Raw genomic sequence first — 13951 nt, forward strand, 5'->3', positions numbered from 1 at the left:
TCAGAACTACTACCATCCCACCACTGCCATTTTTTCTGTCCTTTATATACTGTCGGGCGTTTCTACGAGTATTGGGAAGACTCTCGAAAATCGGTGTTTAAGCGACTCTCTGTCGGCTTCTCGAAAAATGTTCTTCATTGTTGTTTATACTCGAAACGGACTGTCTCGCGTCCCTCGTTTTTCTTCCGGCGGGACAGCTCTATGTGGGCCATTGCTATTCCTCCTTCTGCGGAGTAGCCCTCGCCCGTACGCGAGTCATAGGAATTAGAAATATTCCAGAAACTCTCCGGAATGGGAAGAATAAAATACTACTTCTCCACAAAGTGCTGGCCATATATGGACGTATGCACAGAGCGATTGCAGAACGACCTTGAGGCAAACGCCGAATTCGGGGCGGTCGCCGTCGAGCGCGGTCGAAGTCGGACGGTGCTCACCGGCACCGAGGCAGACCGGAAGGCCCGCGACTATTTCATCTCCCAGCTCGAGGCCGCAGACTTAGCTGTTCGCGTCGATGCTGTCGGGAACATCGTCGGCCGATGGTGCCCAGAGAGCGCAGACCCCGAGGCGGCACCGATTGCTGCGGGGAGCCACCTCGACTCGGTTCCTCGAGGGGGCATCTTCGACGGGCCACTCGGCGTCTACGCTGCTCTCGAAGCCGTCCGGGCCATGCAGGATGCAGGTGTCTCCCCGACACGGCCAGTCGAGGTCGTCTCGTTCACCGAGGAGGAGGGCCAGCGCTTTGGCGGTGGCTTGCTCGGCTCTGCGGTCGCCGCCGGCGACTACACCGTCGACGAAACACTCGCGCTCACCGACGACGACGGCGTTTCGCTCGAAACTGTCCTCTCCGAGATTGGCTATCTCGGTGAAGGCGTCGTCGATGCCAGTGCGTGGGATGCGTGGTTCGAACTCCACATCGAACAGGACACGCGCCTCGAAGCCGAAGCCGTGAGCGCCGGTGTCGTGACGACGATTACCGGTATCACCCGCTGTACCGTCGAGATTCTCGGTGAAGCGAATCACGCGGGAGCGACGCTGATGGGCGACCGAACGGACGCTCTCGCCGCGGCAAGTGAGTTCATCCTCGACATCGAAGCTGCGACCAACGAGTACGTCGAACGCGAGAGCGAAACCGCGGTCGGTACCGTTGGCAAACTCGGCGTCTCGCCGAACGCCCCGAACGTGATTGCCGGCGAGACCACGCTCACCGTAGACGTCAGAGACGTTGCAACCGAGTCGATGGAACACATCGTTGCTGCGGCCAAAGAAAGCCTTGCACGTCTCGAGAACGAACGCGCCGTAGAAACGAGCTTCGACCGTCCGTGGAGCCGCGAACCCGTTCCGATGGCGAACCGGTGTCGCAACGCACTGCACGCCGCTGGTGAGACGGCGGATATTTCGACGCTCGACCTCCATTCCGGGGCGGCTCATGATACGATGAACGTGGCGGCGGTCACGGACGCGGCGCTGTTGTTCGCCCCGTCAGAAGACGGCATCTCACACTCACCGCGTGAGTGGACCGACTGGGAGGACTGTGCAGCCGCAACCCGCGTTCTCGCCGGGGCGATGGCAAACCTCGCCTGTCAGTAGCTGTTTTCACACTGTTCGTCCGTTCGTCTACCACTCTCTCGCCTGGCGATTGCTCCTACGCGACAGACGCCAATCCTGAGTTTCTCGCCGCCAAACAGGTGTTTGGAGACATACTATTTTGTTTCCGTACGCGCACGCACGCGGAAAGTATTAAAATTAATTTGCGCCGAACGTCGCCGTTTCGATTGTCGCAAATGAGAACTCGTCCTCTATCTGCCGTTTACTGGCGTCTCAGTTCACCTCTGGTTTGTTTGTGCTGAACAGACTTCTGACAGTCACTCTGCAATTCGACTTGTGTATGTGGGTTTCTCCATTTCCACCAATTGTTCGAGGGGGAAACGGCTATGTGCCAACGGTTCATGGTTCACACATGGCTGAACTGCCGGGCGACCGCTCTTCTCGAACCTTACAGACGGTGAGCACGTCGGCCGACATCATCACCACGCTCGTCGAACTCGACGGTGCTCGAGTGACCGAACTTGCGAACCACCTCGACCTCTCGAAAAGCGCCGTCTACAACCACCTCACGACGCTTCGCCAGAAGAACCTCGTCGTCAAATCCGGCGACGACTACGAGTTGAGCTATCAGTTCCTCCTCCTCGGAGAGTACGTTCGCAATCGCTCACAGCTATACAGGGTCGCCCGCCCCGAGCTCGACCGCCTCGCAGAGGAGTGTGGCGAGTACGTCCACCTCTCGACCGAACAACACGGCCTCGGAATCAACCTCTACAAGGTCCACGGTCCGAAGGCAGTCGGGAGCGACTATCAGACTGCAAAGCTTCAGAAGCCGGATTACTTACACTACTCTGCGACTGGCAAGGCACTCCTCGCAGAACTCCCGCGAGAGCGCGTCGATAGCATCGTAGAGCGTCACGGCCTCGTCTCGCGAACCGCAAACACAATCACCACGCCAGAGGCGCTGCACGAAGACTTAGAACGAATCTGCGAGCGTGGCTATTCGTGTAACGATGAAGAGGAAATCGAGGGGTTGCGAGCCGTCGGGGCACCCATCTGCGACCGCGAAGGAACCGTTCTCGGGTCGCTCAGCGTCTCCGGGCCGACCAGCCGCCTCAAAGGCGACCGCTTCCACGAAACGATTCCGGAACTCGTGATGAGTACGGCGAACGTCATCGAGGTCAACATCAATATGTCAGATCAGAGTTCGAACCTGCCGAATCTGTCGTAGCTTCTTCTCCACGTACTAGTACGTCATTTCGATTTTCATCGCTCAATTCGGATAATTCGGACTATAGTTTGTCCTTTCCAAACACATATTTCTCTTTCCGGAATACTTCTCGCTCAAACGACCCGTTTTCCACCAGTAGTATGATTGCGCCTCGACAATTTCGGTTGAGAAATTCGAAACTGAGGAGGAGTGGTCAGTCGTCGCCGAGCGACGCGATTGCGCCTTTGAGACCAGCCTGCGTCTCATCTGTCTTCTTCGTAATCCGCCAGCCGGTCAGCCCCATTGTGATGAGGATGAGCGGGGAGAGGAATCCGAGGAAGTAGTACGGCGCGTAGCCTTGGAGTCCCATCGAACCGGCGAACGGTGCGACACCGAGGACACCGGTCATGTAGATTGCACCGGCGTTCCACGGGATGAGGGCGCTCGTCGTCGTCCCGGCGGCTTCGATACCGCGCGAGAGGTTGCGGCTCTCTAAGTCGAAATCGTCGTAGAGCCCGCGGAGGCTCATCCCTGGCACGACGATACTCATGTACTGCTCTGCGGCGAGGATGTTCATGCCGAGTGCGGAGGCAGCCGTCCCAATCGTAAGCCCCGCAACCGACGTGATGGCCTTGCTCAGGTGGTGGGTCAAGACGGCGATTACCCCAGTGCGTTCTAAGATGCCGCCGAGCGAAAGCGCGGCGACGACGATAGTAATCGTCCACGCCGAATCACCCACGACGCCGCCGGAAGCGAGTAGTCCGTTTACGAGTTCAGAGCCGGTCTCCGGGGAGGTTCCGTACATCGGCACTTCCCACGCGGCGACGAAGTTCGCAACCGTGAGCGGCCCTTGGAGGAAAAACTGCGTGAACACGCCCGCGAAGATGCCTGCACCGAGTGCTGGCAAGGCGGGGAAGCCACTCAGTGCGAGGCCGAAAGTGATGAGCAGCGGAAGGAAAACGAGCGGCGAGAGATTGTAGGTTCCCGCAATCGCTGATTGGATGTTGCCAACGCTCTCTGCTGGAATCGCGCCAGCAGCGTTGAGGCCGAGGATTGCGTAGAGGACGAGTGAAATCCCCATCGCAATCGACGTGCCCACGCGCATGGTGCGGACGTGGGTCATGAGGTCGGTGTTGGTGACCGCAGCGGCGAGGTTCGTCGTATCAGAGAGCGGTGAAATTTTGTCGCCCGTGTACGCACCCGTGAGGATGGCACCGGCGGTCATCTGTTCGGGGACGCCAAGCCCGGCTCCGATGCCGATGAATGCAACGCCGAGCGTCCCGGCGGTGGTCCACGACGAGCCAATCGCGAACGCGACGATGGCCGCGAGCAGGGCAGTCGCGGGGAGGAACACCTGTGGGTTCAAGATGTCGAGACCGTAGTAGATGAGCGCGGGAATCGTGCCCGACCCCGTCCACGTCGCGATGAGCAGGTAGATGATGAAGATGATGAGTATCGCTTGCATCCCCATGCGCAGCCCATCGACGATGCCTTTGTACATGCGGTTCCACGAGATTCCAATCCAGTAGCGTCCGACAAGCCCGGTGAGGACGATGCCCCACAACAGCGGCATATGGGCGTCGAGGCCAAGTCCAATTGCCCCGACGCTCAGGAAGGTGAGCATTCCGAGTACGGGCACGAGCGCCTGTAACAGAGTCGGTCGTTCCTCGACTGGAATGTCGTCGTACGATAGCGGTTCGAATGACAGTGTTGCCATCTCTGGTTCGGCTTATTCCTAAGGTGCATATGAAAGTGTCTATCGTATGCACGAGGGACATTCAATGGCACGGGAGAAATTGATTCTCGTGGGTCGCCGTGTCAATTTTCCGTGCGAAAGAGTGTTCGAGTAGCTTACCGGTCAGGCGTCTGCTCTAAGGTTGTCTGCTCAAACTGTTCTCTGAGTCGCTTCTTGTCGAACTTTCCGGTTGCGGTTTTCGGCACTTCGTCGACGAATAAGATTGTATCAGGGAGCCACCATCGAGGATACGATTCGCTGAGAAATTCTCGCACGTCATCTGCGGTGAGCGTGCTTTCGGGACGCAGTTTCAGCGTCGCTGCAGGGCGCTCTTGCCACTTCTCGTGAGGGATTGCGAACACAGCGGCTTCCGTGATTTCGTCGTGGCCCATGAGCTGATTTTCGAGTTCGATGCTCGAAATGTACTCACCGCCGCTTTTGATGATGTCTTTGTCCCGGTCTACGAGTTCGATGTAGCCGTGGCCGTCTACGGTGACGATGTCGCCCGTCTTGAGCCAGTCGCCCTCGAAGCTGTCTGCGGTTGCGTCCGGTCGGTTGTAGTATTCGTCTACGACGGTCGGCCCGCGAATCCAGAGTTCGCCAAACGTTTCGCCGTCCCACGAGATCTCCTCGCCTTTGGTGTTCACGACCTTCATGTCGAGACTCGGCGCGAGAATCCCCTGCTTGGCTCGTTTTTCGAACTGGCGTTCTTGTGTCCATTCGCGCATGTAGGACTTCGGCCGCGACACACTGGAGATACTCATCGTTTCAGTCATCCCCCACGCTTGGTCGATGGTGACGCCGTACTTTTCTTCGTAGGTGCGCATGACGCCTTCGGGGACGGCGCTGCCTCCGGCGACGATGCGGTCAAGCGAAGAGATGTCCACGTCGTGGTCCTCGAGATATTCAAGCATGGAAATCCACACTGTTGGGACGCCGCCAGTGAGTGTCACCCCCTCTGCTTCGATGAGATGAGCGAGTTCTTCGACAGTTGGAGCGGGGCCGGGAAACACCTGCTTTGCGCCCGCGACGGTCGCCGCGTAGGGAAGCCCCCACGCGTTGACGTGGTACATCGGGACGGTGTGGAGCACCACGTCGGATTCGTCGATGCACATGCTCGCAGGCGACATGAGCATCATGCCGTGGGCGTACAACATCGACTGGGTGTACTCGACGCCCTTTGGCTTGCCCGTGGTGCCCGAGGTGTAACACATCCCCGCAGGCTGGTCGGGGGCAAGTTCTGGCCACTCGACCGTCGCATCTTCGACCACGATATCGTCGTAGGCCACCGCGGGGAGGGTAGTGTCGGGGACGGAATCGCTCATGACCACGACGTGCTCGACGCAATCGATGTCGTCCCAGACGCGTTCGACCGTTTCGAGTGGGTCGCCGGGGTCTACGAGCAACACGGAATCTGCGGCGTCGTTTACGATGTACGAGACGTGACTGTCTGGGAGGACGGCGTTGATGGTATGCAGCTGTCCGCCGGAGAGCGGGACGGCGAAGTACGCCTCGTAGTGGCGGTGGTGGTTGTAGCCAATCGTGCCGACGCGCGCACCCTCCGCGACGCCCAGTTCTGCCAGCCCGACTGCGAGTCCGGTGACGCGGTCTGCGAACGCCGCATACGTGTATCGTTGATCACCATCGGGCGGACACGACACGACTTCTTTCTCCGGAAAGAGCTGTGTCGCCCGGGTGAAATACGACAGAAGCGTCATGTTTGAAGATGGCATTTGGTACTGTCACAGTTGTCCCATTGTAACATATAACACGTAGGGGTACAGACAAAACTTGTCTAGTTACAATTTCTGAAAATTCAGCATACACAACAATGGTGATTAACCATTCTATTTGATTTTGCACAAGTTATGTTTATCACTTTGCTCCCGGAAGGTGTGAGCCATGGGAACGATTGAACCGCCAGAACTCGCTTCCGATGACCTCGTTTCGGACCTCATCGAAGCCGGTGACCTGCTCCCAATTGGCGCACCGTTCTATCCTGGCGAAACTGAGATTCCACCGTACCAGCTTGCATGGGGTATCATTGGCGACGACGACGCCGAACCGATTCACGGCGAACCGCTCGCAGACGAGGCAGAAAAGGAAATCGTCGTGCCGGTCGAAGAGCCCGGCCCGATGGACGCCCTCGTCTACTTGCTCACCTCTGAAGTCAACTTCAACGACTCGTGGGCCATCGCGGGCGACCCCGTTTCGACGTTCAAAGGCCACGACACGCCGTGGCACATCACCGGCTCTGGCGGCCTTGGCTACGTCGTCTCCGTCGGCGAAGCAATCGAAGAACAGGGACGCATCGAAGTTGGCGACCTCGTGAACGTCTATGCCGGGCAGTTCGACCCAATCGACCCGAAAGCATCGAAAGACCCGATGTTTTCGAACTACGAGATTCAAGGCTACCAGACGCCGGATGGCTCCCACCAGCAGTTCATGGTCGCCCAAGGCACACAGCTGTTCAAACCACCGCAGAACTTAGATCTCACCGAGGCCGGTTCCTACATTCTTACGATGGGCACCATCTATCGCGCCCTCTTTACCACGCTCGATGTGGAGCCGAACTCGAACCTCTTTGTCGAAGGCGCATCAACAGGGACGGGCCGCGACGCCGTCGTGATGGCCGCGAGTCAGGGCCTCAACGTCACGGGTCTCGTCTCCAGTGACGAACGCGCCCAACGCGCCCGCGACGCCGGTGCGTCCGCGACCATCAACCGCAAAGATGCCGCGCTCGTAGACGCCATGACCGACGTGCCAAACGACCCCGACGAGTGGGCCGAGTGGGAAGCAGCCGGGGAACCGCTCCTCGACTCGTACCGCGACCAAAACGACGGCGAACTCGCAGACTACGCCGTCTCGCACGCGGGCAAACTCGCCTTCTCGCGGACCTACCAACTGCTCGGAGACGGCGGCCGTCTCACGTTCTACGGCGCGTCGACGGGCCACGAACTCTCCTTTATCGGGAAAGGTGGCAGCGTCGAACCCGAGGAGATGTTCTCGCGCGCCAACCTCCGTCCCGGCCAGTCGGTGCTCGTCTGGTACGGAACGCCAGAAGACGTGACGGGCACCGAAGACGCGGTTGCCGAGGACGCCATAGCATCCGCGCTCGCCAGTCGCGCCCGCGTCGCCGTCATCACCGAAACCGACGAACAGTCAGACTACGTCGAAGACGAGTACGACGTGACGGGCGTCATCAGCCTCGAAACGCTCGCCGAAGAGAACGACTCCTTCGAGTACATGGACTCGTTCCCCGACATCGACGACCCACGCAATCTTGGCGCGTACATGGGCAACATGTTCAAGCCACTCGGCATCGCCCTCGGCGGCATCCTGAAGACGCCGAACAACCCGCGCGGTAATCCCGACGTGGTGTTCGAGCGCGCAGGCCAGAACACGCTCGCCGTCTCGTCGATGCTTTGTTTCCCATTCCAGGGGAAGATCGTCTTCGCAGAGGGGATGGCAGGGCGGCGCTACTCGTTTTACGCCCCACAGGTCTGGATGCGCCAGCGGCGTATCTACATGCCATCGACCGAAATCTTCGGCACGCACATGAAAAATCCGTGGGAGGTGGCCCAGATGAACGAGGCCATCGAACTCGGTGCCTTCGGCGTTCCAGAAACCCACCTCACCGCGTGGGACGACGCGCCGAAAGCCCACCAAGACATGTGGGACAACACCCACGAGGAAGGCTCCTACGTCATCAACCATGCGCTGCCTGAAGACGGGCTTGCGGACGAAGAAGCGCTCCTCTCCGCCTGGGACGACCAGTAAGCCTCCAGCCTCCCTTTTTCGGTGTGTCCCACGGTCGCACCTATCTCCAATGAGTTATCCGTCGTGACCACATAGTCCCACTGTGAGTGAAGAAGACGGTGGGCGGAGGAATCTCCGCATGCCAAACAGCGACGAGATGTTCGCGGTCGTCACCGAGATGCTCGGTGGCAACCACGTCCGTCTCCAGTGCCAAGACGGCGAAACCCGGCTGGGGCGTATCCCCGGCCGAATGAAGTATCGGACATGGATCAACGAGGACGACGTCGTCCTCATCGAACCGTGGTCGTGGCAAGACGAGAAGGCCAACATCGAGTGGCGCTACACCAAACAGGACGCCGCCCAGCTGCGCCGCGAAGGCCACATCCAGTAACGATTCTCCCCTGAACCCGCACACCGGGTGTCAGCCGGTTCTTTTGACGTTGTGACTGAGAGCGCTGGCTCTGGGCTCGAAAAAAGGAAAACTGAACCGTGCTCAGCGGCCGACGTTCGCCGCGCGCTCGACGATGTCTTCACCGTACAGGTCGGCCAAGTCGTCGTGCTGGTCTGGGCGATTCTCGTAGACGTCTTGGAACAGCGCGATTGGCGTCATCGCGGCCTGGAAGGTGGCTTCGTCCCACATCCGGTCTTTGCTGATGTCGATGTCGACCTCACCGATGCGAATCGTCGCAGATTGGGTGATGGCGATTGCACCTCTGCCCGCGTCACGTGCCGTCTCGAACTCCTCCATCGAGTCGACGATGTCGTCCATGCTCGGGACGTAGACGGTCAGATTCAACAGCTCCTCGCGGAGTTCGTCTTCTGTGAGTTGCTGCTCGTCGGTGCCGACGCGGAGAAGGTAGCCGTCGCCGGTTGCTTCGACGGACACGCGGTCACCGTCGTACACCTGCACGCCGTCTTCGGGCGTGAGTTCGACCCGACGGCCGCCAGCTTCGATGTGCCAGCTTCCGGTCTTCGGTGGGAGTGGCCCCTTGTTCGCTTCGACGACTTGACCGGGCGTGAGCGACCAGATGCCGAGCATCCCTTTGGCCTGATTCTCGGTCATGCGGGTGTGGTAGCCCTCCACGTCGCGGATGTTGTCGTAGGGACCGTCGACCGCGATGAGGCCGGCAGCACTCGCCGCGCGCGAGGTGTTGTGTCGCAGTTCGGGCCACGGCGGGAGCGACCCGGTCGGCGTCATCCCGCGCATGTCCTTCGTGTAGTCAACCTCGCCGTCGACGAGCATGAACAGGCGTTCTAAGTTATTCGTTGGCTTGCCCATCTCGTCGCGGAGGTGGCCCATCGCCAGCTCGGCCTCGCCGCTTTCGACGATGACGGACATGTTGATGCTGCCCTCTGGCAGGCCGTGTTCGTGTTCCACGATGGTGATGAACTCGTCTGCTTTTTTCCAGTCGTCAATATCACCCACTTCGGGGATGACGAAGCCGTCTATGTGCTCGATTGCACCGCGTTCCGGGTCTGCGATTTCGAGCATGTGTTTGAATCCCTGATAGCGGGTCGACGGGCTGTCGCGGTGCCAGACGACGCGCGGGTGGATTTCGCCAGGGAACTCTGCGCCGCCTTCGGAGATGACGTCGATGATGTTTGCTGCGCCTTCATCGCGCATCGAGGGGGCGGTTGCGTCTTCGTTGTCCGGCACCCACACGTCGGGGGCTTTCATGCCGCGGAGCTTGATGGCGCTCCGGAGCATTTTGGCTGAATCGTCTTCTCCTTCCACCGCCGTTGGTGTGGTGAAAAATGTTCGCACGAACTGTCTGCCGTGTATTCGTTCAGTCATGGTAATTTGGTTTGTCAGGTGGTCGATTAAATACTATGTCAGCTATGTGAGCACTGCGGAAAATCGAGCCGAGAGCTTAGTCGTCGGATTCTGCGAACCCTTCGGAGGATTCGATGCGCTCTCTGGCGAGTGGGTCGAACTGCTTTTCGATGTCCTGGTAGCGTGGGACGTTCGAGAGTTCGTGGTGGCTCTCGGTTGGGTGGCCGATGTACTTCTGTTCTAAGTCGAACTGCGCCTGTTCTGCGTTCTCGGCTAAGTTCTTCATGTCCTCGTAGGCCGCGTACGCACCGGAGTGGAGCGCGAAGAGGGTGATGAACTGGTACTTGTAGCCGAGGTCACCGAGCTCTTGGAAGGTGAGCGGGTCTTCCTGTTCAGACCAGCGGAACGATGACGAGTAGTTGAACGCGAGCTTGAGGTCTGGGTGGGTCTCGTGAATCGTCTCTGCGTAGTTGACGGCGTCTTCGCGCGATGGGTCTGGCATCTCTGGCCAGACGAGGTCGACGCCAGCGTCGGCGTAGATGCGCCCGCGCTCTAAGTGTTCCTCCCAGTCGCCGTTCGCAGAGCCGTAGGCGTCCGTGCGGGCGATGATGATGGTATCTTCTGACTGCTTTGCGTCCACCGCGGCCTCGAAGCGGGCGCGGGCTTCGTCACGCGAGACGATTTGCTTGCCCGCGATGTGGCCACAGCGCTTTGGCGAAACTTGGTCTTCGATGTGGACGGCGGCGACGCCTGCCTTCTCGTACTCTCGCACCGCGCGTCGGACGTTGTGGATGCCGCCGTACCCCGTGTCACAGTCCGCGATGACCGGCAGGTTCGTGGCTTCGCACATGCGCTTTGCGTTCTCGACCATCTCGGTCATCGTGACCATTTCGAGGTCGGGGAAGCCAAACTGGCCAAGCACGGTCGAGTAACCGGACATGTAGGCTGCGTCGTGGCCAGCCATCTCGGCGAGCCGAGCGTCTAAGGCGTGATAGAGGCCAGGCGCGAACACGTAGTCCTGGTTGTTGAGCTTGTTTCGGAGTTCGCGGGCTTTCGGGTTGTCGATGTCTTTGATGTCGAAGTTCGTGTCGGTGATGTAGTCGTCTAACATTGGAATGATTCTCTCAGGTCTGTTTCGAGTTGGTCGAGCTGCGTTTGCAGCTGTGCAAGCTGTTCGTACAAGTCGGTCTGCGTCGGTTCTCGGTCGTCCTCGCCATCCGAATGGATGTGCGGGACGAGCGGTGCGGTCAGGTCGTCAGTGTGTCGTGGCATGTGGGTCGACTGGGTGGGGTTGTTGGCTGGTAAGGAAGCTGTGCAGACCGGCGATGTACTGCGGTGTGTACAGTCATGGTTTGTCACTACATCATTGCGAACTACGACCGGGTAAAAAACCTTTATGATTTATAATGTTAATATTCTATAATGGGATTAGTGGCTTAAGACATCTCAAAACAATATAAGTGACAAACCGTGACAAACCCCCCGTGCCAATCGGCTTGCGTCTACCGAAAAGCCCCGTTTCAGACCGACAGTTCCGTGTCGAGTTCGGGGTTACAGAACAGCAGTTTCGCCTTTCGGGCGGCGTCGGTCGTCGCCTCCTTGTGATTTTCGAGGAGCACGGTTTCGCTCGGGAACAGCCGTTCGCCGAGTTCGAGCCCGTAGTCGCGCGCCGTTGACCCGGTCACCGTGAGATAGACGCCGAGGCCAACGTCCGCAATCGCTTCTTCTTCCTCAATGCCCTCCTCCGGATAGCAGAAGGTGACGTTCTCGATGGCGTCGGTGCCGAGGATGGCTTCGACGAGGCGCTCATAGCGCGGCGAGATACACAACGGGCCGTCGTGAGCTTTCACGAACTCGTGGCCAAGCGGGACGTCAGGGCCGTCTGCTTTGCGCTCCGGACTTACGAGCAGCGTGTGATACACCGTATCGCCAAGCCCGGTCACGACGCGCACGTCCGTGTCGCGCGGGCTGATGCGCGCGTTCAGGTCCGCGATGCGCGCGAGCGGTTCTTCGCGCAACTCGACGACTTCTTCCAATACGAGGTCTGCGCTGTCGAAGCCGAGGGCGAACTCGTGTTTTCTGAGCGCGCGAAACGGCTCTTCGCGCCCCACAAGTTGCACTTCCACGTCGCCAACGGGCACGGTGACGCTGTCGAACACGATGCGTCGGGGCATCGCCTCGCGGTCGTCGCGCAACAGCGTAAACTCGGGCGCTTCTGGGTCGGCTAAGTCGCTGTAGTCTGCGAGCCGGTCGTAGACGGGTTCCGCTGCGCTCTGGTTGCCCTTCGTGATGGCCTTCTCGTAGCGAAGCGTCGAAATGACGTGGTCTGCAACGTCGTCGAACGGCGCGGTCTCATCGAGTTCCCGGGTGCGAGCCGCGAGCCGCTCTAAGACGGCTTCGAGCGGGCGGCCCTTGCGTGGCACGGCGACCGGAATCGTCTCGGTCATTATCGAGTCCAAGGGACTCCCTCTAAAACAGATTGCGGTTGTTATTCAGCTTGGCCGCCGAACACGCCGGCGAGTTGGTCGCGCCACTGCTTCATCTCTGCGACCGTTTCCTCTAACTCTGCTTGGGTTGCCTGCACCTCATCGAGGCGGCGTTTGTGTTTCTCGGTGAGTTCTGCGAGTTGCTCTTCTTGCTCTTCGACCACGTCGTCAATCGTGTCGTCGAGCCGGCTCACGTCGCTTTCGATGTCGTCCATGCTGCCACGCACGTCGAGCACGTCGTCTTCGAGCGCGCTCAGGTTGCCGCGCACGGTCGCGGCCTGCTCGTCGAGTTCGTTGATGTTATCGCGCAGTTCGAGCGAGTCGTCTTCGAGCGTGCGAATCGATTTGCCGTTCGAGTCAACGCGCTGGTTCAGGTCGTGGAGATCGTCGTTTACGTTCGCGAGTTCGCTCTTTAAGTTGTCGAGGAGGTGGCGACCGGGGCCGTTTTCGTCGATGAAGTCTTCGAGCGCCGCCGTGTACGCCGTGAGATCTGCGACCTGCGATTGGAGGTGCTTGATGCGCACGTCGTTGCTGTCGTCGTGGGCTTCGACAGTCAGCTCCTCGCGCAACACGTCGAGGGCGTCGCTCGACACGCGCCCTTCGCGCACCTCTGCGGCGAGTGCCGCCGCCACGTTACCCGGCATGATTGCGGGGCCGCGACTCTCTGTGGCTTCCTCCGACGCTTCTTCGTCTACCGCTTCGTTCGCTTCGGGTTCGGAGACCGGTTCAACTGGCGCTTCGATTTCGGCTGGTTCGTCAACCTCAGCTTGCGCTTCGGCTGGTTCATCTGCATCGGCTGGCGCTGAGTCTCCGATTGGGTCTGGGTCTTCGAGTTCGATTGGCTCGATTTCGTCTTCGTCTTCGTCCGCTTCCGGTTCGGAGTCTGGAACCTCGATTGAGTCGTGGTCGGTCTCCGCCGCTGGCTCTGTGCCCGGAACCGTCTCTGCCGTGCCCGCGAGCACTTCGCGGACGACCTGATTGTTGTCCTCCCCGAGGACGGCTTCGACATCTTCACTCGCATCCACGATGACGAGTTCCGGTTCGGTGAGGAACGCCTCGATGCCCTCGTCGTCTACGTCCCGAACCCCGTAGACGGTCGTGTACGATTCGCCCGCCGCAACCGTCCGCTCGAACACGATGTGGTCGTCTGCGACCGTCCAGTAACTTGCGCCGAACTCGGGGTGAAAGCCGAGGTCATCTTTCGAAATCGTCTCGGGCGGGTAGTCGATGAGGCGAACGAGTGCGTCGTCGTCGCGGTTTGATTCGATGACAAATTCGATAGCGGGAACCGGAAATTTCTCTGATTGGTAGGATTTTGTGACTGTGACATCCTCTAGAGAAACCGCGAGTTCTTCTGCGACGGGTGAGTTACTCATACTTCTGAATCTCTCCGGAAAATACATAAAACTACCCGAGAAAGTTCATAAAAAATACAGGTTTGCTGC

11 protein-coding genes are annotated in these 13951 nt (G+C 59.4%); 4 read left to right on the forward strand and 7 right to left on the reverse strand.

Going from position 1 to position 13951, the window contains the following annotated elements; translation table 11 throughout:
• Nucleotides 1-336: 336 nt before the first annotated feature.
• Entirely contained in the window at nucleotides 337-1587 is a 1251-nt protein-coding gene (locus tag V5N13_RS00115; RefSeq protein WP_336359098.1) for a Zn-dependent hydrolase, read from the forward strand.
• A gap of 370 nt (nucleotides 1588-1957) precedes the next feature.
• The gene (locus V5N13_RS00120; protein ID WP_336359099.1) at nucleotides 1958-2773 is read left to right on the forward strand and encodes an IclR family transcriptional regulator; all 816 of its coding nucleotides are present in this window, start codon (nucleotides 1958-1960) and stop codon (nucleotides 2771-2773) included.
• A 193-nt stretch (nucleotides 2774-2966) separates the two neighbouring features.
• On the opposite strand, the gene arcD is transcribed toward V5N13_RS00120, so the two are convergent.
• Nucleotides 2967-4469, reverse strand: a complete 1503-nt coding sequence (arcD, locus tag V5N13_RS00125) for an arginine/ornithine antiporter ArcD (RefSeq protein WP_336359100.1) — start codon at nucleotides 4467-4469, stop codon at nucleotides 2967-2969.
• Between the two features lie 134 nt (nucleotides 4470-4603).
• The gene (locus tag V5N13_RS00130; RefSeq protein WP_336359101.1) at nucleotides 4604-6220 is read right to left on the reverse strand and encodes a long-chain fatty acid--CoA ligase; all 1617 of its coding nucleotides are present in this window, start codon (nucleotides 6218-6220) and stop codon (nucleotides 4604-4606) included.
• A gap of 169 nt (nucleotides 6221-6389) precedes the next feature.
• Here V5N13_RS00130 and V5N13_RS00135 point away from each other — a divergent pair, with 169 nt between their 5' ends.
• On the forward strand, nucleotides 6390-8267 hold the full coding sequence (locus V5N13_RS00135) for a zinc-binding dehydrogenase (RefSeq protein ID WP_336359102.1): 1878 nt from the start codon (nucleotides 6390-6392) through the stop codon (nucleotides 8265-8267).
• Between the two features lie 82 nt (nucleotides 8268-8349).
• A complete protein-coding gene (eif1A, locus tag V5N13_RS00140) occupies nucleotides 8350-8637 on the forward strand; it encodes a translation initiation factor eIF-1A (protein WP_332898790.1) in 288 nt (95 codons plus the stop codon).
• A gap of 102 nt (nucleotides 8638-8739) precedes the next feature.
• On the opposite strand, the gene aceB is transcribed toward eif1A, so the two are convergent.
• The 5 genes from aceB to V5N13_RS00165 all read right to left on the reverse strand — a co-directional run bounded on the left by aceB (nucleotide 8740) and on the right by V5N13_RS00165 (nucleotide 13882).
• On the reverse strand, nucleotides 8740-10041 hold the full coding sequence (gene aceB / locus V5N13_RS00145; RefSeq protein WP_336359103.1) for a malate synthase AceB: 1302 nt from the start codon (nucleotides 10039-10041) through the stop codon (nucleotides 8740-8742).
• 76 nt (nucleotides 10042-10117) lie between these two features.
• Nucleotides 10118-11131: an isocitrate lyase gene (gene aceA, locus V5N13_RS00150; RefSeq protein WP_336359104.1), complete on the reverse strand. Its 1014-nt coding sequence runs from the start codon at nucleotides 11129-11131 to the stop codon at nucleotides 10118-10120.
• On the reverse strand, nucleotides 11125-11292 hold the full coding sequence (locus tag V5N13_RS00155; RefSeq protein WP_336359105.1) for a hypothetical protein: 168 nt from the start codon (nucleotides 11290-11292) through the stop codon (nucleotides 11125-11127). The genes aceA and V5N13_RS00155 overlap by 7 nt, the downstream gene beginning before the upstream one ends.
• A gap of 248 nt (nucleotides 11293-11540) precedes the next feature.
• Nucleotides 11541-12467 carry a hypothetical protein gene (locus V5N13_RS00160; protein WP_336359106.1) on the reverse strand — a complete coding sequence of 309 codons (927 nt, stop codon included), beginning with the start codon at nucleotides 12465-12467 and terminating at the stop codon, nucleotides 11541-11543.
• A 41-nt stretch (nucleotides 12468-12508) separates the two neighbouring features.
• Entirely contained in the window at nucleotides 12509-13882 is a 1374-nt protein-coding gene (locus V5N13_RS00165; RefSeq protein WP_336359107.1) for a hypothetical protein, read from the reverse strand.
• Nucleotides 13883-13951 lie beyond the last annotated feature (69 nt).

Origin of the sequence: Haladaptatus sp. ZSTT2 (genome assembly GCF_037081775.1) — an archaeon.
In the GTDB taxonomy this organism is placed as follows: Archaea; Halobacteriota; Halobacteria; order Halobacteriales; family Halococcaceae; genus QDMS2.